Source organism: Bacteroides caecigallinarum, from assembly GCF_016901995.1.
GTDB lineage: Bacteria > Bacteroidota > Bacteroidia > Bacteroidales > Bacteroidaceae > Phocaeicola > Phocaeicola cellulolyticus.
In genome coordinates, this window is sequence record NZ_JACJLE010000025.1 from 32,307 (window position 1) to 53,782 (window position 21,476).

General features: G+C 39.1%; 18 protein-coding genes. All 18 read right to left on the bottom strand.

Annotated features, from left to right (window positions below):
• Positions 1-36: 36 nt before the first annotated feature.
• The gene (locus H6A61_RS08075) at positions 37-1,230 is read right to left on the bottom strand and encodes an OmpA family protein (RefSeq protein WP_204392705.1); all 1,194 of its coding nucleotides are present in this window, start codon (positions 1,228-1,230) and stop codon (positions 37-39) included.
• A 29-nt stretch (positions 1,231-1,259) separates the two neighbouring features.
• Positions 1,260-3,893 (bottom strand): CotH kinase family protein, encoded by a 2,634-nt coding sequence (locus tag H6A61_RS08080; RefSeq protein WP_204392707.1) that lies wholly within the window; start codon positions 3,891-3,893, stop codon positions 1,260-1,262.
• A 12-nt stretch (positions 3,894-3,905) separates the two neighbouring features.
• Positions 3,906-6,395, bottom strand: a complete 2,490-nt coding sequence (locus H6A61_RS08085) for a hypothetical protein (RefSeq protein ID WP_204392709.1) — start codon at positions 6,393-6,395, stop codon at positions 3,906-3,908.
• A gap of 33 nt (positions 6,396-6,428) precedes the next feature.
• On the bottom strand, positions 6,429-6,602 hold the full coding sequence (locus H6A61_RS08090) for a hypothetical protein (protein ID WP_204392711.1): 174 nt from the start codon (positions 6,600-6,602) through the stop codon (positions 6,429-6,431).
• A 109-nt stretch (positions 6,603-6,711) separates the two neighbouring features.
• Positions 6,712-9,042, bottom strand: coding sequence for a GumC family protein (locus tag H6A61_RS08095; RefSeq protein WP_204392713.1), 2,331 nt, complete (start codon positions 9,040-9,042; stop codon positions 6,712-6,714).
• A 19-nt stretch (positions 9,043-9,061) separates the two neighbouring features.
• Positions 9,062-9,850, bottom strand: a complete 789-nt coding sequence (locus tag H6A61_RS08100; RefSeq protein WP_204392715.1) for a polysaccharide biosynthesis/export family protein — start codon at positions 9,848-9,850, stop codon at positions 9,062-9,064.
• Positions 9,843-10,748, bottom strand: a complete 906-nt coding sequence (locus tag H6A61_RS08105) for a phosphoenolpyruvate carboxykinase (RefSeq protein WP_204392717.1) — start codon at positions 10,746-10,748, stop codon at positions 9,843-9,845. The genes H6A61_RS08100 and H6A61_RS08105 overlap by 8 nt, the downstream gene beginning before the upstream one ends.
• Before the next feature lie 2 nt (positions 10,749-10,750).
• On the bottom strand, positions 10,751-11,848 hold the full coding sequence (locus tag H6A61_RS08110) for a nucleotidyltransferase family protein (protein WP_204392719.1): 1,098 nt from the start codon (positions 11,846-11,848) through the stop codon (positions 10,751-10,753).
• Positions 11,832-12,113, bottom strand: coding sequence for a PqqD family protein (locus H6A61_RS08115; RefSeq protein ID WP_204392721.1), 282 nt, complete (start codon positions 12,111-12,113; stop codon positions 11,832-11,834). Before H6A61_RS08115 ends, H6A61_RS08110 begins: the two co-directional genes overlap by 17 nt.
• 24 nt (positions 12,114-12,137) lie before the next feature.
• Positions 12,138-12,815: a sugar transferase gene (locus H6A61_RS08120; protein WP_204392723.1), complete on the bottom strand. Its 678-nt coding sequence runs from the start codon at positions 12,813-12,815 to the stop codon at positions 12,138-12,140.
• Positions 12,808-13,929, bottom strand: a complete 1,122-nt coding sequence (locus H6A61_RS08125) for a glycosyltransferase (RefSeq protein ID WP_204392725.1) — start codon at positions 13,927-13,929, stop codon at positions 12,808-12,810. The genes H6A61_RS08120 and H6A61_RS08125 overlap by 8 nt, the downstream gene beginning before the upstream one ends.
• 33 nt (positions 13,930-13,962) lie before the next feature.
• Positions 13,963-15,270: a hypothetical protein gene (locus H6A61_RS08130; protein WP_239469152.1), complete on the bottom strand. Its 1,308-nt coding sequence runs from the start codon at positions 15,268-15,270 to the stop codon at positions 13,963-13,965.
• The gene (locus H6A61_RS08135) at positions 15,267-16,376 is read right to left on the bottom strand and encodes a glycosyltransferase family 4 protein (protein WP_204392727.1); all 1,110 of its coding nucleotides are present in this window, start codon (positions 16,374-16,376) and stop codon (positions 15,267-15,269) included. Before H6A61_RS08135 ends, H6A61_RS08130 begins: the two co-directional genes overlap by 4 nt.
• Positions 16,373-17,503 carry a glycosyltransferase family 4 protein gene (locus tag H6A61_RS08140; protein WP_204392729.1) on the bottom strand — a complete coding sequence of 377 codons (1,131 nt, stop codon included), beginning with the start codon at positions 17,501-17,503 and terminating at the stop codon, positions 16,373-16,375. Before H6A61_RS08140 ends, H6A61_RS08135 begins: the two co-directional genes overlap by 4 nt.
• Complete coding sequence (locus tag H6A61_RS08145) at positions 17,500-18,804, bottom strand: hypothetical protein (protein WP_204392730.1); 1,305 nt, start codon at positions 18,802-18,804, stop codon at positions 17,500-17,502. The genes H6A61_RS08140 and H6A61_RS08145 overlap by 4 nt, the downstream gene beginning before the upstream one ends.
• Positions 18,805-18,810: 6 nt before the next feature.
• Positions 18,811-19,791: a glycosyltransferase family 2 protein gene (locus H6A61_RS08150; RefSeq protein WP_204392732.1), complete on the bottom strand. Its 981-nt coding sequence runs from the start codon at positions 19,789-19,791 to the stop codon at positions 18,811-18,813.
• Positions 19,784-20,812 (bottom strand): glycosyltransferase family 2 protein, encoded by a 1,029-nt coding sequence (locus H6A61_RS08155; protein WP_204392734.1) that lies wholly within the window; start codon positions 20,810-20,812, stop codon positions 19,784-19,786. Before H6A61_RS08155 ends, H6A61_RS08150 begins: the two co-directional genes overlap by 8 nt.
• The coding region (locus H6A61_RS08160) for a glycosyltransferase family 25 protein (protein WP_204392737.1) at positions 20,799-21,476 on the bottom strand (678 nt) is incomplete at its 5' end. The genes H6A61_RS08160 and H6A61_RS08155, both read right to left, overlap by 14 nt.

Sequence of the window (21,476 nt, forward strand, 5' to 3'; positions counted from 1 at the left end):
CAGAGGGACTGGATTTATCAGATAAAAAAGTTGTATTTACTTGCTACGAGTAATTACAGCACGACTCAAGCGAGGATCATCATAGAACATATTGTCCACACCACCCTTGTAGTCAATTTCAAGCTGCGATTCTGAAACACCGAATTCGTTAACCAGACAGTCACGAACAGCCTCAGCACGTTTCTTACTCAATCGTTCGTTAGTCTTCTTGCTACCAGTTCCGGCATCAGCATAACCTGTAATTGTATATACCGCATCTGGATCGCCTGCCTTAATAGCCTCAGCAAAGAACTGAAGGTTTACACGAGCTTCCTTCGACAGTTTAGCTTCGCCTATACGGAAAATCAACAGATTGCCTGATGTGAATTTCTTCACAACTTCTGTAGGTCTGTTCTTTGCATCAGCAAGTTCACGCTGCAGACGTGCGTTCTCTGCATTCAGAGCATCTATCTGGTCACTCATACGTTTCAGAGCGCCGTCGTTGCTGCGTACGATAGTCTTGCTTCTGTCCCATCCGCGCTGTTTGAACTTATATGTAAGTCCGAGAGCAGCAGTAAGCATAGGTTCACCGCCACGTCCGCCTACTTCACCGTCGAACATATCGTTGATGAATGTAGCGCGCAGGTCAAGGTTAAGATCAACAGCCTCACAAAGTCTGAAAGAGTTCATAAGTCCCAGATGACCAGTAATTTCAGCATTCTTAGGTTTAGATGTAACCCTTGCTATACCCACACCTGCATACGGACTCAGGCTATAAATACGTTTTTCCTTATAACCGCCTATAATGTTCATAAGGTTGAACATAGCGTCCATATGGAAGTTGAAGAACTTGAATTTCTGTTCGTTCAGCCAGTATCCGTGCCATGGCTTTCCACTTATCTGACCGCCACTCTGATATGCGCCGTTCTGAGTGGCACCCTTTGCAGAAAGACCTGAATACATAAGGCGTACACCAATACCAGGGGTAAACCATTTTCCTACCGCTATATCAAGTGCAGGAGATATACGTTCGCCGAACTTGCGCTGACGGTCATGGTCACCGAAGTAAACCTGACCACCTGCTCCGGCACTGATAAACCAGTTACTCCAAAAACGGTTAGTCTCTACTTTGTATTTGTCTGTACTGTATTCCACTGTTTCAGTGAAATCGCTATTGCTTTGCTCTGTCTGAGCAAAAGCACATCCGCCGGCCAAGACCATGGCTGCGGTAAAAATTGTTTTCTTTATCATTGTTTTATATTTATTTTTATAAAATAAAATCATAAACTACCATTAGTTATCAATGAGTTCATCGTTTCCAAACGATTCTGATAAAACTTAATCATAGCATCTATGGTCTCATCCCATGTCATATTCTCGTCTCCACTGAAGTCTATGACGTAAGGCGACAACTCTGCGGTACGTCTGCCGTCAAGCAGCGGCCACATGGCATAATTGTATGAATCAGACACACGATTTTCTTCCGCAAACATACGGATTGATGCCACAACCTGCTGCAGTTTCGGATAGGATACAAGCCATTGCGCCTTTACCGCTGCCTTGAATTCCTCATGCTGCAACAGCAACGGATACCACATATATGGTTTGTCGCCATAGTTAGGTGTAGAAGGATTCCAGCTATTATCAAACGAATAGTTGCTGCAAAGCCATTTGCTCATAGAAGATGCGTCATAGCTTAACGATGCATAATTTCCACCGAACTCACGGCTTATTGAATTAATACCGTCAGGATTCGGGAAAGTCTGATAATCAAAATCCCATACCGGACCGGCACAAAGTTTACCATCCTTTCCGTCAATATACATATATACACTTTTCGGATGACGGTATTCTCCATTCATAGCCAGTTCATGCACAAACCACCAGTCAATAAGAGATGGAATATCCAGAATTGCAGCAGCTGCAGAATAATCAGCATCACCTTCTAACAAGCCTGGTTTCAGAGCCTTATCTACTCCGTTTACCTTATCTTCTACATAAGAACGGAAAGCGGAACCATTTTCCCAGGGCACATCATCCTTGAGCATGCAAGGCAGATGCAGTTTGGAACTCAAGAATCGGCAGTTCTCGTCATAATAGTCGTCAAACTCCAAAAGGTAACCGCAATCCGCAGGAACTGCAGCCGGATTATCCTCAATTACATCTTCGTAAGCATCGTTGATATTCAGTCTGTCACCGTCTATCTTGATTTGTTCAGCCAGCAGATAATTACCCACATGGATACCGTTATAAATCAATTCCACATTTTTTCCATGCGGATTCCATGCCAGCTGTCCACCATTCTTTTTTTCCAGTTGATGAGCCATCTCAAACACTACGCGGTTACGAAGCATCGTACGGTCCATCCAGTTAGCCAGCAATACCCAGCGTTTATGTTCAGGCATATCCAGCATGGCAGCCTTTTTCACCATCTTGATGGCAAACGGCTTTTTCGGATAACTCTGACTGGAGTTTCCACGCAAGCGGAGTCCGCAAGCCTTATTGTCCACACTCACTGTACCATCGGCATTATATACCGAAATATAGTCATCTTCGGGCCAGTCGCTGTCCTTACTACGAATCTGCAATCCGGTTTCAGCCCATGTCTTCCAAGTACCGCCAGCTATTGACGCCGACTGGTTCACCACTACTACAGGCAGTCCTGTATTAGTAACCGTAACAATATAGTCACGGCTCTCTGTACCGGAAGTCACGGTATAGATCACCGGTTTGCTGAAGTTCTGCGCTGTCACACCGCTCTTCTGTTCCACTCCGTTCACTGTTACCTTAACCCCTTCTGCCACATCAAAAGTCGGTACAAGATTAAAGTCATACAGATATGGGATACAACCGGTTATGGTGTTATCCTCACCTATAGTCAAAGATTCTTCTGTCACGGGAGAAGTTGTAGTTGTCACACCGTTAGTCAGCTCGCATGCCACGAGTCTGGTACCCAATATCTTGCCGGTATTGTTTGCCACTTCAAACTTAAACGAACTTATTCCGGGACGTGGTGTCAAGCCTGAACCATCGGTAATTTCAGTGTAATTCGCAAGCGTCAATGGCAAAGTATAGCAGGCATTGGCTGCAAAATCAATTTTTGCAGTACGAGTAAAGGTAGCTTCGTATTTCTCTGAAATAATGGTCACCTTGATTTCATCACCAGAACGGATAACAGGAGCACATGTGATATAACCCTTATATTGGCTACCGTTCATCAGTGCCGGCTTGTCAGTCCATACCATATCAATTACATTGGCATTTGCCGGAGCAGCACCCCATACGACGTTCTTCGTAGAAGCGTCAAACGTGAAGTCTCCTCCTGCCTGACGGCCATCGGGCAAAGTCAGTGTAATACGTTCCAGACGATCGCCTTCCAGAGCTGTACCCGTAGCATTGATGTCGAATTCTAACAATGAGAACAGATGTTCGAAATCAAATACATACGCACCGTCTTCAGACTGAGTACTTTGCGGAACGCCCACCTTGTAGTCACCATGCAATCTGCCTGTTGACATATCAAAATGCTGAACCAAAGGCAGATTTCCTTTCAGTGAAGTATAGTCTGCTCCTGCATTCTCCTTGTTATACGGATAATAGGCATACAGCGGAGTTGTAGAAGTAAGATAACCTGCAAAATGTCCTTCAGCCGAAGCTGTAGTATTTTGATTGACAAACAACACATTTTTTGCGGTTGCTCCATATACACCGATACTGTCGGCAGGCATCCAGTATATGCTCACATCCGAAGTTCCGTCAGCCCCAATGCAGGTACGGGTATGAGGTCTTTCAGCCATACGCCCAACAATGGTGGTATTGCCTACCACCTCAGTATCGGATATAAATTCTTCCGTGCAGCCGCAGAAGAAAAGCATTGCGGCTGCCGGAAATAAAAGTTTCTTTATCTTATTCATTCTTCTCATGGATTAATCCCATACGTTTCCTTCTTTGGAATATGTGGTATCAGAAGATGACCTTGTGGTTGTTGTACCTGTTTTTAGAGGGAACATGAAGTTATTCATCATAATCAATCCCGGAAGACGAATACCTTGTACCGCATATTCCTTAACAGTGGCAACACCCGCAAAATTCATCAAAATGATACCCAGCGGCTGGCGCAAGCTGCCTACAAGCGATGAATATTCATCAACAGCCTTTGCGTTGAATATTTGGGCGAACAGACAAGTGTTACCGCCGTTACCGAGGTCTGAATAGTTGACATGAGGAATTTGATACCATACATCGCCTCCGCTAGGATTGCTTGGTGCTGAAGAGCTATAAAAATCTCCATCTGTTGGAAGTTTAGCATAATCATAAAGGTTTATATCATCACCATAATTCCATAATACATTCCAATCTCCTCTCTCGTTTCTACGATAAGTAACATATCCTGTGCTTAAATAATTCGCAGTCACACAGAAACCAGACAAATCATTGATATACAGATTTCCGGCGTTAGAAGCAATCAGACTGTTAATCTGCTTCATCAGAGTTTTCTTTGTTTCTATCAAATTACAGCTTACTGATGGGTCATCATAATTCGCCTTTGTTATGAAATAAGGAACAAGTCCGATGCCTTCTTCTTCGCGGTATCCAAAGTTTCCAGCTTCAGTACTCTCAAAATTCGGGTTATTGCACTGCTGCAGGTTCTGGATACGTACTGGTGCACCGCTACTATAGGTTGCAGAAACAAGTCCGGTATTCTGCACACTGGTTGAGAGTCCGGTAATATAATTCACAGGAGCAGTACCCGATGGTAGATTATCACTGTTCTCAAGATTTATAATAATTGCAATTTGACCTCTCATGTCCAACATAGTAGTATTGGCGTCAAAAGTAGTCAGTATATGAGAATTACTTTGATTCCAACGATCCAGTGCATTCATCACGGCAGACAACCAAGTAGAAACATCATCTGTACCTCCAACAGATTTTCCATTCACGAAATTCAGGAAGACCACAGCACATTCGGTCACCGGTTTTGAATTCGGATGTATCTTTTCATTCAATGCAGTCAACACTTCAGATAATGTATATTCTGGATCAAGATTAGCACCACCGGCATATACAATTGGAGTAGCGTATCGACTATCACTTGTAAGATTCAGATGCACATCAAAAACACGAACACCTTCATCAAACTGAGTGGTTTTAAAAGTTCCAGTTTCACCCGAACGTATTTCCAATGGTGGCAATGCCTGGTAATAATGAGAAATACCAGTGTTAGGATCAAAACTTTCAGCTGTATTATATGAAAAAGCGTGCTTGCTACCTGGCAGAGACAACTGCGAGAAAAGTACATTATCAGGAATCTGGCTCATCCAGTTGTTTGGCTGTTGTCCGCCTAGTTTCGGAGTCTTGATACGGGTGATAAGGCCGGCTCCTAATACGCCATCACCCCCAGAAGTAGTACTGCTTCCTGATATAGTTTTACTATATACTACTCCACCTTCTGTCAGTACAGAAACCACCAAATCTCCATTGCTAATGTCTCTCGGCAATAAGAAGAATTTAACATTCAATTGTTCATTCTTCTTGAGTGAAACAGGATTATTATCAATTATGGTCTGAACAGTTGCAATGGAAGCGGCAGTCTGACTATTGTCAGTTGCATCAAAATTATAAGTGTTGTCAGCCAAATTATACGAGAATGTACCCACGATATTCTTACCGGATTTGCTTCTTACAGAAACGGAAACAATATTCATGGATTTCACATCTTCCGGTCCATTAATAAGCACATCAAGCACCGTCACAATTGGAGTAAATGTCAAAGCAACATTCTTATCGTCCTCTGGATTATCGTCCTCTGGATTCCACGTTCCTTTTCCTGCCATCATACAGAAGCTCATATCCGGAGTGATAATCTTAAATGTACCATTAGGATCTTCGTTTCCATCATTATTATAAGTCAACAATTTACCTCCCTCCTGTCCTGTAGGAATGGTAGCAGTCACTGTAGTACCGTTCTGAAGTCCTTCATCAATCTTGCCCAACGAATAGAAAGCATAAAAATTATGCGGTTGTCCTGTATCTCCCCAACGCACACCGGTTTCACCGTTTTTCACGAGATATCCTGTAGAAGTACCGGAAGAGGCATCTGTTGCTTCTTGTACTGTATAGTCGGCAGTTCTGAATCCTTCGGCTGCTTCCGGGCAATACACGCGCACAGTATCTTTACCATATTGCCATTTGATATTCAATAAAGTATAGTTGTCAAAAGTTGAACCTGCCGGAACATCATAGATAGTCCTGCTTTCAGGGTTTACATCTGTGAAACCGCCTGGAGCTGCTCCAAACTCAATCTCGTCACCGCTTACTGGCAATACAATCGGTTCTTTTTCAAATTCGTCAGAACAACCTGCTAATAACAATGCAAATAATACTCCGCCTGTTATAAAATTAATATATTTCATATTCATTCATTTTTTATTAAACATCCCATATATTTAATCCCAATCGTTTTTTGAAAAATCAAAAGTTTCATCCACTCGATGATCTTCTATTTTCAGGCCTTTGGAATCTTCTTTATCCAAGAACACAGAGCCACCTGTCATAACTCCTTCTTCCAGTTCCACCTCCACATGTTGTGTCCGTGGAGTCTCATAAAGTTTTTTCTTCATATTATACCTCGCTTTCAATTATTAGTTAACAATTAGTTTTTCCGTTAGTAATCTCATTTTTTAAGTTATCCTTTCATTTTTCCATATTTTTAATCTTTAAATTATACTCTCATTTATTATTACTTCCATAACCATATCCATAACCGTAGCCATAACTTCCATATCCGTAACCACGATGTTCCAGGTCTGCACCATTAAGAATCAAAGCCATGTTGTTAAGGACTTTCTCCTGATACAGCTTCTCTATATCCGGCAACTGACGTTTGTCAAGTCGTCCGGCACGGACTACGAAAATTGTAATATCTGCTATACGGTTGGCAATAGTGGCATCCGCAACTAGACCTAGCGGGACATTATCCACTACTATGTAGTCATAACGCTTACGCAACTCCTCCATCATACTATCCAGACGGCTGTCCATAAGAAGTTCGGCAGGATTAGGTGCTGAAGTTCCGGCATTTATGAAATCATAATCTTTACCGCAATCGTGTATAATGTCATCCAATGCTATGGTTTCGTCTGCCAGATAGTTTGTCATACCTACCCCATGCTTATGCATTCTGTGGCTGAGCGATCCTTTTCGTATATCAAGGTCTATCAGTATCACTTTCTTTTTAGTATAAGCCAGACTGTCAGCCAGATTCTTTGCTACAAAGGATTTACCAGCACCGGAATTGAACGAAGTAAATGTAATAACCTGCAACGGTTTGTCTTTCTTAGCCATAAAAGACATATTTGTTCGCAAAATCCTGAATGCCTCAGTCACTACATTATCACCATATCCGTATGCATTGGCAACACCTTTACGTGATGATTTATAGTTTTTGTCAAGAGGAATCTCGCCAAGGAAAGGCACACTCACAGCACCCAGTATATCCTTACGGCTATGAATGCGTGTATCCATAAACATTATTACAAGGAATGCTACGGTTGGTAAAGCCAATCCCAACAATATACCAAGTGCAAGAATCTTGTTTCTGTTTGGCGATATCGGATATTTTGTAGCCTCTGCACTGTCTATAACCCTGGCATTATTATCGGCCATAGCCTGCGATAACGCATTTTCCTCACGTTTGTTTAGCAGGAACAGATAAAGAGACTCCTTTATTTTCTGCTGACGCTCTATTGAAAGCATCTGTCTTTCTTTTGTAGGCATAGCAGACAAGCGTTCCTGTACCCTCATCTCACGGTTCTGTGCATCATTACGCTTCACGTTGATACTTACTATCATATTATCTACCGCACGGATAATACTCTGTTTCATTGCGCGCAGCGATGAATTCAGTTCTTCCACCACAGGGTTCTTGTCACTACTGTCAGAAATCAGTCTGTCTCGTTTCAACTTGGCTGCATTATACATACCTATCTGATTTTCGATGTTCATATCGCTGATTCCGGTATTTGACGGTATCAGATCGGCTTCCTTTTTCGGATCAGTAAGATATTCCTTAATATATTGCGCCAATCGTAGCTGAGTTTCAAGTTCTAATGCTGAAGAATTATATTTCTGCGACTCTCCAAGATACATACTTGCCGATGAAGAAATATCCAGTGTCTGGTTCTCACGTTTGAACGATTCCAAATCGGACTCCACATCACCAAGTTCCTGACCGATAATTATAAGACGTTCATTAATGAAGTTAGCTGTATTAACAGCCACCTGATTCTTATCCCTTATCGTTTCCTCATTATATACGTTTACCAGCATATTCAGTATATCCTCTGCACGTTCCGAGGAATTATCCTTAAGTGCAAGAGTAAGGATAGAAGATTCCTCTTCTTCCTGTTTTACCGCAATACTGTTTCTGTAAACTGATACAACTGCATCCAAAGGCATCTTACTGACTTTTACCGGCACACCAATCCATGATTCTGTCATATAATTGGTAGGAACTACCACAACTTTTCCTTCATTTAGCGAAATTGTATCATTCAGTTCCACAACCTGACGTTCACCATTTTCAGCCATCGAAAAATCTGTAATCTCCACCGAATCTTTATTCAGCAATGTTACTGTAAATGCCACATACTGTTCAGGCAACATATCAGCAAAACTGACTGCGACAGGCGATTTCGTATAAAGTTCCACATTTCTAAGGCCGTCCTTCATTTTATAACTAACATCGGCATGTGTCCTGCTTACTACTTCACGTATCAATCTTTTTGAGTTGAACTGAAGCATCTCGTTTGCCACATTCACTTTGTTTATGAAATTGTCAAAACGGTCCAGTCCTGTAGTCGATGTCTTATTCGAAGGGTCTTTTATTATGACAGTTGCCGAGCCGAAATAGACATACGGTGTAGTGGCATACTTATACCAGGCCATTCCGCCGAATATCAGAACTGACAATAGATACCATTTCCACTTTGAAGCCAAATAAATGAGCAGATCAAGCAGATTTATATTTTGCTCACTTCTTGATTGATTATTATTTTGCATATTATTTTAACCTACGATTTTATTTAAGCACCCACAAAATAGAAGTCACCAGACTGGCAAGTGAAATCAGCACAGTTGTTATTTGCCATCCCCTGTCTTCAGCATCCTTCTTTCTGTATCTCGGTTCCACATATACTATATCGTTCTGCTGAAGATAGAAACACGGTGACTGGAATATGTCCGTACTTCTCAGGTCATGTATAAACATCTGTTTTTCATTTCCCACTTCACGTATCACCTTAACTCTGTCAATTCTTGCCTTCGAAGTCAGGTCTCCCGCATTGGCTATAGCCTCAAGCAGAGTGATACGGTCACCATTTACAGTAAATGTTCCGTTTCTACCGACTGCTCCAAGTACAGTATATTTAAAGTTCAGGAACTCTACAGCCACCAGAGGATCTTTTATATACTCTCCCTGTTTAATGCGTGTCTCAATAAGTCTTTTCACCTCACTTATTTTCAATCCTTCAACATGCAACTTACCCAATATAGGAAAGTCAATATCTCCCAATGCATCCACACGGTAGCCTTTCTCTTTCACAGCTCCTGCCTCCGGACTGATACTTCCATCAGCATTTACCCTGAAATTACCTCCCTGTATGTTGAAAGGTATAGCCAATTCAGGATTTTTACAACTTACCAAAATACTTAGACGATCATCACAATGGACTTCTGCCTCGTATTTCGTATCAATAAGATACTTCTCTCCCATCTGCATATCATTCAGATATACAAAATTCTTGCGCGAAGCACACGAAGAGAACAGCCATAAGGCCATAAAGCTCAAAAACAAAACATTTTTACTCATTTATACGTATATTTGATTTTTCCAATTCTTGCCTACAAATAAAAGCAGCATCAATATCAGGCAGACATTCCATTACACCAATATTTACCGATTCGCAAACACTTGCCAATGTATCATGCATCTCATTTTGCAGACCTGCATCCTTTTTTATAACAGAACATCCTGGAAGTATATTCACAAACGATTCAAAACCGTTACATACTGTAAATCTGTTTACCACAGCTTGTCTTAGTCTGGCTATACCGCCAACCGGAACAACAACATTACGGTAACAAGGAGTTTTGCCACTCCAAGGAGTTCCACTTGCCATTATCACACCGTTCTTTATGAATATCACAGGATTGTCGTCATTAATAAGACTACATCCTTCGAAAGCCTTTATCCACAAAGCTGAATGCGTACTCTTCCCTGTTCCGCTTTTTCCCATAAAAAGATATGATTTCCCGTCAAGAAGCACTGAAGATGCATGTACCGAAATCCCTCCATAAGGAATTATAGCCTGTGAAAATATCATGCGTAGCAATGAACTAATCACTTCACCGGCATATTTGTCAGCCATATTTACAGATGCATAAATCTTATGGAAACACTTATCGGCAAATGCGATATGTTCCATATCGTCATCCATGAAACTGATTTTTATACAATACTTATCGTCAGAGGAATAAAGCCTGACTCTTCCCATGTCATTGACAGACTCATCCACAAACACATACCTTTCATCAAAGGCGTCCATAACACCTCCACAGTTGACACAGAATCTGAAAAAAGGTTTCACAGTATCGAAATTATCGTATCGGAATGGTCCGAATGAAGGAAGCAGTTTTTCTATATCAATATTATCTGAAACAATGACTTCGAAAACGAAACCGGCTATATCAAACAAATATTCTCTCATTATCACAATTGTCCTTTAACAAGACCGTAAAAAGTCCAGAAGCCTTCTGTAGGGGCATATCTCAACGCAATGTTCATATTACTGATAAATGAACGAGCTGTATCTATTTTCGATTTAAAATCAGATTTGCCCTCACGCTTCCTCCCTTCACGGTTAATTCCGAAATTTCCACCTTTCATTACTATATGTTCCAATCGCCCGGCATCCTTTTCCCTCTCATTAAATAGCATATATTTCTCATCCATTCCAAGATAGTCTGCCATAAAAGCATTGAGTAGACGCGTCCATTTTCTTATACCCAACTTGATACAACAATTCTTCATATCCTCCTTTCCGTATCTGTCATGAAGACTGTAACAGGCCATAGCCATATCGCATAATTGCCTGACTCCAATGCCCCATCCCAATGCATGTTTCAATATATGTGTATTAAGTAATATAAGATTTACAAAAGGAGAAGGAACAGAAATTTCCGTATCACAACCTTTCATATCAATCTTTACGAACCCTAAACGTTTTTCCGTTCTGTATATATATTCTTTTCTGAAAGGATTACTTATGTCAACAAGAAACGGATGTATTTCAACTTCTATATTTTGAAAAAGAAAATTATAACTTCCGTCCGACATTGCCGAAACATTACATCCATACCCACGAACTATTTCAAGTGCTTTTCTTATATCTGATTTACAAGTGAAATAAAGATCTATGTCACCACATTCCCTAATTAGGGGATTATCATAAAGTGAAGCAATTCCCTGCCCTTTCTGTAATACAGGTTCAAGTCCGTTTCGAAGAAACAATCCATAAAGCTCACCCAGAGATTTGTTCATCCTCACATTCAGCCTCTCAATGGCATCAACCGCAGCCACCCATTTCAGCAATATACCTTGCGGAGGAAGAAATTTATCAGGCAGCAGGCATACTCCCTGATATACCAGCCCCGTAACAGTCTGTTGCCTGGCTGTGGTGAACACTACCTGCCATTCATCAACCGTTAGCGGGAAACTATTAAGATTGGGTTCTTTTCCCCATAGTCCTGCCCTTAAAAGAATAAAAAAGGTCTCTGTCACCCTATCCGAGTCACTTACGTTCATCATCAATCATCAGTCCGTATTCTATCCATTCATCTATCTGCGCCTTGACATCCTTTAAGGCCAAATCCATATCTACATCATACTCTCTACACAACCATTCTGCAAGCTCTTGTACAGAATAATCATTTTCACACATTCTCTTCCAGATCATGGCAGCAGTTTCATTCATACAATACACGTCAGACAAGTCTGTCCTTCCGTCATTTGTATCTACTATCATATACTGCTTCCCTATTTTTCTTAATATCAGATTCTCTTTTGGTTTCATATTCAATACTTACCGTAAATAAAATCAAAACTTTTTACCCGACAGGATATAATAGACAGTTAGAAATATTATTTTAATATCCAGCCATAAAGTATGATTCTCCATATAGGCCAAATCCATATTCAGTCTCCTCAACATTTTTTCCATCGTGTCAGTATATCCGTTATAAAGAGTTGCCGGCGAGAACAATCCCGGGCGCAAGCTATACAGCAGTTTGTAATCAGGATTCACTGCCATTATCTGATCCACAAAATACTTTCTTTCAGGCCGAGGTCCTACGAAGCTCATATCCCCTTTCAATACATTCCATAACTGGGGTAATTCATCCAGATGATGTTCACGCAGGAACTTACCCACACCTGTCAACCTGTCATCTTCCTTTCTGCACAGAACAGGTTTTCCATCAGCTTCTGCAGCCATAGTCATCGACCTGAATTTATACAGCATAAAGGCCTTTCCCTTATACCCGATACGCTCCTGTTTGAAAATTGCAGGCCCTCCATCTTCATTTTTTATATAGAAATAGATAATGACAAAAAAAGGAGAAAATACGATAATCCCAATCAAGCTCGCTACAAAATCGAACACCCTCTTCAGAATACGTCCGGGAAAAGACAAAGCATCTTTACTTTTCCGACTTATACTTCCGACCATATTAACAGTCTTCGAACAATTTAAAATCTTAACACTGTTTTCACTCATATCTATAAATTTTTAAACACTTCTCAATCATAAGTTCTTTGGTAAACAAAGTTTTGAATCTCTTTAGAGACTTTTCTGAATATTTGGTATAAACCTCATCATTGGATGTAATTTTCATTATGGCATCAGCCAATCCTTTAGCATCTTCCGGCATTACATTAATTCCGGACTCCTCATCCGCATTGACCCATGACACTCCCGAATCCGGAATTCTTGTGGCCACCACAGGCTTTCCGCACGACATGGCTTCTATCTGTACAATCCCGAAAGCTTCTGTTTTCTGCACGCTACTCATACAGAACACACTGCAAGCAGCATAATATCCTGGCAAATCATCTTCAGACACTCTTCCCAATAGCTCCACCTTACCAGCAAGTTTTTCATTGAATATCTGTTCCTGCAATTCATTCTTTAATGGCCCAGTTCCACCTATAAGAACAACATAATCGTTTCCCAAATATTTGGCAGCCTCAATCAGATAGCGGAATCCTTTATAATGCACAAGCCTTCCCAAAGAGAATACAATTTTTTTTCCACCATACCTTTTTCTTATAATCTCTTCTTTTTCACAATCTTTGTACACAGGTTCCACTCCGATAGGCAAACAGACCGTTTTCTCCTGTACATCTTTCAGGAAAGGAGACTTTTCAAGATATACAGGAGTAGTACCGACAATACAGTCAGCACGTCTTATCAGCCAATTCTGCAAAGGCTCGTAGAGTTTAAGTAAAGTCTTCTGTTTTTGTATATCACTGTGCCAGTGCAAAATCACTCTTCCTTCATACCCTGAACAAAACAGCGCCATACAAGCCATCGGGTCGGGATGATGTACATGTATTATATCATAATTTCTGCAGATTTTCCTCAGCTTCCAGATCATTTCCGGCGATATCATCGTAGCAGCCTTCTTTGTCCATGTACGTGTACATATCAGATTTGCATACTCGTTTATCTTGACAGTCATTGAATTTCTATCAGCAGAGGCACACATCATATCACAGTATATTCCTCTTTCTGAAATACCAGTCATAAGATCGTACATCACCTTTTCCACTCCTCCGCCAATCGGATAGAATTTTCCAAGTTGAAGTATTTTACCCTCAATTTCTTTCATTAGTTATATGTTTGTGAAGAATAATAAATAACTTTATTCAGAATCCTTGAGTAAATTGTTATGATTTATTATTACATCAGGGCGGTTACGTCGTACAAATCCTCCCAAGCTGTTATATTTGATGTTAAGTCTTTTTGCTATAGATTTAAGACTTTCAGTAGTTGTGTTGTACAGTTCTATTGCCTTTGCGTATTTTTCTTCAGACCGTAATGATATATACTTTCCATCTTCAGTCATTCTCTTTCCCTGCTGTTTTGCAAGATCAGGCTCATGCTTATGTAGATAATTACGGAAAACATCAGCATTGAATCCATATTCCTCTGCAACTTTCGTAACCGGACGCGGATTGAGTCTTAAACTCTCTATAGCCTTTTCATATTTGGCAGCCACGGTTTTCATCTTTTTTCTTGCTTTGCGCAAGTCAGTATTTTCATCTATCTCTCCGCTGATACCCAGTCTTTCATAAACAAGATCTTTATGCCATTTATGAACATAAAAACGGAAAGCTTCTGCCGACACACCTGTTTGTGAAACAATCTCTTTCATTGTCAATGATGTGTCCTTGTACAATGATAATGCCTTTTTATATTTTTCTTCAGATTCAGAGGTCGGTCTGCAAATTCGTCCGTTCCCCATCAAATCTCCTACATTTTTGCTTTTTTTCTGTTGTGCCTTTTGGCGTTCCTCTTTTTTTTGCTTTAACACATCCTTATGATAAAATCGCATATGTTGGCTAAAACCTCTTTCAGAGACCTTACACAACTCTGCTATTTCAGGTATTGTCATGTTCGATTCACGGTACATTTCTACAGCTTCTGCATACTGTAATGCACATTCCGGCCGTACGCCATGATGAACATTATCATTAATACCTAATTTATGTCTTACCTTTTCTCTCAAGATCAACGTGTCCGGATAGTAAATACGCATATAGTTGGCCAATGCAGTACCATTCAATCCGAACTTTCTGGCTATTTGGGAGATATTAAAGTCAATATAAGTTAATGAGTCGCACGCAGCAATAGCTTCCTTATATTTAGCATGAGCTTTTATACTTTGCGTTCCTGCAGCAATTATTTTGACTTTGTCCGGTTCAACATCATCAACAGAAATCTGATGTCTGATTAGAACCTGCTCTCTCCAATATCGCCGCAGATAGTTTCCAAGTCCGGCTAAAGACACCTTACATTTTTCAGCTATAGCCTTTTGTGTCATGTCGGTGTCTATATATAAATTTACAGCCTCCTCATATTTCCTATGCAAGGCATGACGTTTCTGCAACAATATCCTTTCTTTCGTTGAAAGTGTAGAAATGTCTATCGAAGAAAGATACGGTTTCATCCTAATAACATCTTGAATAGTTCTTCCCATGTATGACTTACTGGAGCCTCTGGTTCGTACTTTGATATCGGTTCAAGAAAAGAATTGTCGTTATCAATCAGTTTCTTCATTTTCCCCTTAAGAATATTTGCATCATGGATATCGAAGAATGAAGTTTTTGCACTTCCGGCTGCCGTTTCATGCGCGTATGGCAAATCTGCCAACAGCATTGCCTTTTCAAACTGTGCAAACTCACTTATAGGCAATCCCCATGTTTCAACTTTCGAAGGAAATATCAGACAATCGGCATTACCATATAATTCATAAAGTTTCACACGGTCCAAGAATCCTGTAAAAACTAAAGAATTTACATGCCCCCATTTCCTATACAGCCATCTTGTGTATTTATTCTCTGTACCGGATATTGTCATATAAACCTTAAACTTATCTTCTCCTATTTCATTTTCCAGCATAGCTGCCGCCTCACACAACAGTTCAAAGTTCTTGTTTATGTCACCATATGATGGATATATAAATGTATAAATGGGTTCGGAAGACTTACGGTTATTTCTCATCTCCACAGTATCCGTTCTATTCTCCGGAAGTGCTACAATAATTTTGTCTTTATGAAGATTGAAAAGTTTGATGAATTCTCTTTTCATCCAATCCTGCTGAACAACAATCTTATAATTCTTGTGAATATTTATTCTGTAAATATATTCTGTGAACCAGGCAAAACATACGATACGGTAATTCATGAATAGTTCACGCCATTTCCATGGATAAAAAGGAAATGAATTATGACAATAAACAACACGTCTCTCAGCCTTTACATTAGGCGTTGTGTCATGCAAGGACAGCCATAAATAAACGGGAGAAAGTTGCTTCGAAATTTTATACATTGTTATATACTCACACCATATACGGCAGAACCAGCTTTTCACAGTCCAGGGCATTTCGATATATGTTATTCCGGGATACATCGCCAGATTCTTGTTATGCACCAGTGCCACAACCTTATATTCTCCGTTTTGAGCCAGCTGCGAAAGATACTCCAGACAGTTTCTCAAAATAGTCAGTGTGCCTCCCTTACGCAGGTTCACTGCTGAAACCACAATAGTTTTCATCTATATGATATTGATTTGAATGTTTGAATCCATTTACCCATGACAGTCGTTTCATCATATTTAAGGATTGATATCCCGGCTTTTTCTCCCATTCTTTTTCTTAACGACATGTCCATCATAAGTTCAGCCATCCTTCCTGCAAATAGTGTGATGTTCCCATCATCCACGATAAAACCGTTTTCCCCCTCATCTATAATATCTTTTGGACCGCATTTACAGTCAAAAGACACAATAGGCAGACCATATGACTGGGCTTCCAGCAATACCATCGGCAAGCCCTCATAGCGTGATGTCATTGCATATACAGATGCGTTTCTATACACATCTCCTATATTATTTTTCGTTTTTATCAGTGCTACCGAATTATCCAGTCCATATCCTGATATCAGCTTTTTAAGCTTTTCATATTCTTCTCCATCCCCCACGATATCAAGTTTCCAATCCGGAAAATCTTTTACCACTATTCTCCAGGCTTCTATCAGCCTGTCAAATCCCTTCTGAAAGCTATATCTTCCTACTGCTACCACCTTTTTATTCTCAAGATTTGATTTCTCAGATGGTATGTATGTGATTGCGTTAGGTATTACTTCTATATTATTCAGTTCACCCCAATATCTCTTATCCTCCTCAGTAAGGACCACAAACCTGTCGAATCTTCTGACAATATTTTCATCTTGTTTGCTTCTCCATTTGTCGGCTATTCTCCACAGTCCTTTGCGTCCGTACTGCAAACGTTTGAATTTAGAGAAATGTATCTCCAACAGTTTTGCGCTTCCATCCTTTATACCGGTTATAAACGATGCATCATTATTGAACATACAGACCGTAACGTCAGGTTTTTCCCTCATAAGAACTGATTCAAGCCTTTTCCTGTGCAACAACTGTTTAACAGGATAATGCATCAGTTTATTCATAAAAGACTTCCCGTTATTGTCTTCATAATTTATATCCAGGTCAATACACCGGATCTGCTCGTTCAAAGGGAAGAAAGGCTGCCTTCCGTGCTGGTCGGTAGTTACAATGACAATCTCATATCCTCTTACGGCCAAATAGTTTGCCTTGTTTGCCAATACCCTTTCCATTCCTCCGGAATGACAGGTACCTGCTATACAATAAACGATTTTCATATTTTGTGCTGTAATTGTTTGTCTTCCTCTTCGCTACGGCTAACCATAAGAAACAATGCAAAAACAAGGAATATATCCGTAGAGACTTTAAGCCAAACAATATAGTTCACCAATAGCAATAAGACAAACATAACCTTATAATGAGAAATATTATTCATACAGAAACTGCCTGCTTTATAAATAACCATACACATTGCAAACAGTCCGCCCAAGCCGAAATAGAAAATAAATCGCAAATAACCAATATCTGTACCCATATAAAAAGTATCTATTATTTTTCCAGTATAATACGGATCCACATCGTTAGGATTAGAAAAATAACCATCACCTATTAACCATGTTTTCAAATTTTGTGGAATAACATACATTTCTTTTAAACGTACATTAGATCCAACTTCCCATTTACCTTTTTCTGCCAAACTAAAGAATCCTTCAAAAGCAAAACGTAATTTTTCTTCAGTACCAGGTACAAAATAATAGCAAAAGACAGAAATTGCTATAGTAGCCAACAAAATTCCAATAAACCAATTCCATAACACACTATAGTTTTTATCTATTTTAAGAGTATGAAACCCTGATACATACACCAAATAAGCAAGAGCCAGGATTAATCCTACTGTTGTCGTCCTTGCTATCATATTCCCAATAACAGCTATCAGGAAAAATGCTACTAAAAGAAGAGGTACATATCTCCTTTCATCTGTATTACACATTTCAGTAACAGAAAAAGCAATCATCACAAGTACTGCTGCAAATCTTGAACCTGCAACATCCAATGAGGCACCTATTCCATAAAGCCGGTCCACATTAGTCTTATTCAAAAAGTCTTGACCCTGCTGAATATATTGGTCTATAATTTGTTTTATATTCGAATAAGAATCAATAAGCAATGCTAAAATACACTGACATACACAGACAACTATTAAATAACGTAACAATAACATAGTTGAAATATTACTATGAACCATTTTGATGTAAGTAGTTACTGTATATGCAGCACTTAGCCATACCCACATAGATATGATATAGCTTGCATATGCCGTATCAGGGGTATTATTAAATGTTATAGAGAGACATCCTATAATTGAAACAATTCCTGCCCATAGTGAAAGTAAGAAAAACTGTTTATCAATTAAGCCTGTTCGAAGACTGGCAAGTCGATATCCTAAAATTAGTAGACCGATACCGGCTAATGCCATTTTTGTATTTACTCCAGGAAAAATTGTAAACTCAAAAGGAAAGAAAAAAAAGCTGGTCAGAATAACTGCAAATGTTATTCCGACTATTCGTATTGCCAACATAAATTATTATCGGTAAATTACTCCATATACCAGACGGTGTATGCAGATATAGTACAGTTTTACAAGCCAGTATTGTTTTTTCCAGGCAGCCAATTGCAGCAGTCGGCTTCTCAAGGAAATGTTTTTGTTTTTAAGTATGAATTTATTTGCTTCAGGAAACCATGCTTCCCATAATTTGTACTTGGCTGGATTATCTGTTATTAAAAAAGGAAATTTTACATTCAGCTTAAAAAAAGCCAGTTCTGTTTCTATTTTTTTTCCATAAAGACTCCACAAGTCATCCTCCACCAATGATACATTATGTCTTAAATCAATGAGATGCTGTTTATTTTCAGTCTTACAGAAAGCTCCAGTGTTCAGTTGCACATAATGATAAAAGGCTTCAGCCAAATAAGAAACCTTTCCGGCTCTCGCAAAAAGGCGGATCATTGTCATATCTTCTCCCATACCATAACCGGATGGAAACTGTATATTATAATCTGCATAAAGGGTTCTTTTGACAAGCTTATTCCATACATTGAACTTCATAGTACCTTCCAATAGTCCTTTCAAGGCTTCCATTGGTGTAGCATATCCAGGCTGCTTCATATACCGTTCATTCCGTTCAAAAGAAAGCCACCAGTCACACCAGACTATATCCGCTTCATCAGACTTAGCTTTGAGATATAACCGTTCAAGCATTTTCGGTTCTACAAAATCATCACTGTCACAATGGAAGATATATTCTCCCTTAGCGACGGACAACCCTGTATTCCGTGCAGCCGGAAGTCCTTTGTTTGTCTGATGCTTCAACAGCCTGACCTGCCCTTTGCGTTCAGGATACTGCCCTATTACTTCTTCCAACAGTTCTATACTCCTGTCTGGAGTAGCATCATCCACGAATATGTATTCCACCTCGTTCAAAGACTGTTGCAATAGTGATTTTGCACAGCGAACAATAAAGTTTTCAACTTTGTAAATAGGGATAATTACTGAAACTTTAGCCATTGCATTTTTTATATTTTGCAAACAGATAACAAGTTAAACAGAATAATAAGTATCCACTTGTTGATGTTGCTTTATAAAATAAAGGATATCTCTTTTCTTTAAAATGAAAATCACCTTTATAGGCCATTGCTTGAAAATAAGCTTCTTTTATAGTTGACCTCATAGTCTCATAATCTTTTTTTGACAGAGAATTTCCATCTTTATATAGTCGAATCTGTAAATGTATAATATGTCTGAAATAGTATTCCTTTATTATAGATGAGACAGGCTCTGTCAAATGATATTCTTCAATAAGATCAATAAATTTAAGGCAAGTTTCCAGATAACCCAATTGACGTATAGTAAACCCCTTAGTAATACTCTGCATATTACATTTGTAGTAATACGTTCCGCCAGAAAAAGCTACTTTACTGCTGTTTAACAATAATAATCTTTGTATGTATTCATCCGCATTCATATTATTGTATGTAGCGTTTTTATTTAAAGCAAACCGCTTTATCAGGTCTGTCTTCCACATATTATATCCGTGAATGGTTGGCTGTATGAATGTTTTACTGAAGCATTCTTCACCTGTTGTTTCTGTACCTTCAGATATACCGTAAGCAATATTCCAGTTCATAAAAGAACCATCTGGCTGTTCACACAACACATTAGGTATAATTGTATCAGCATCCGTTCTATTTGCACAATCCATCAGACTGGACAAAAGATCCGAACTAAATAAATCGTCTGAATCTAAAAATGTCACATATGGAGTCTTTACTATTTGGTAAGCTGCAGCTCTGGCTGCAGCAGGTCCACCATTCTTTTGTGACAAGACTGTAATTCTTTGATCGTTTTGAGCATAACTTTTCAGTATTTCCAATGAATTATCCGTAGAACCGTCATCTACACATATCATCAACCAATCTTCATATGATTGATTTATTACAGACTCTATAGCTCTCACCAATGTTCCTGATGAATTATATACAGCCATTACCACTGTAATCATACTTATATTAATTTTAAAGTCTTCCATTTTTAAAGTTCTTATACTCGAAATGATGGATTATATTTAACAATCTCTTAATTATAGCAATAATGTAATAATAAAGATTCCGTTTAAAAGATAATTTCCTTCTTACAATCCCAATATTTGATGCATGTACTTCTGTTTTAAAATCATCTCTATTTTGATCAATCAAATGCGGATGCAAAGCCTTTAAAACTATTCTTCTTTTAAATAAGAGCCAATCATCTGCTATAAAATAAGGTACATCGACAATCAGCGCAATAGCAGCTCTTTTGTTAATAATATAAGAATGTGTACATGAAGCGTCAAATACAGATGCGATTGAATAAACATTGTCTATTTTTGACTTTCTTGTCCACCAATAATCGCCAGATAAAAGTATAATCTCTGGTTTTGATGTATTACATATTTTCTCTATATCCTCTAATACATTAATAGCTTTTGGATCTGATATGAACAAATCGTCTTCAAGAATTAATGCATATTCGTCATTATTATCCTTTATTTTGCGATAACATAATTGATGACTTAACGTACATCCTATCTCACCATCAGACAGAGTTCTTCCATATATACGAAAAGCTTTATCCTGATTAAACAATAATTCCTTTTTAGTCAATAAACTTCCATCTACTGCCTCAATAAATTCTATATCAAGAAAAGTATATTG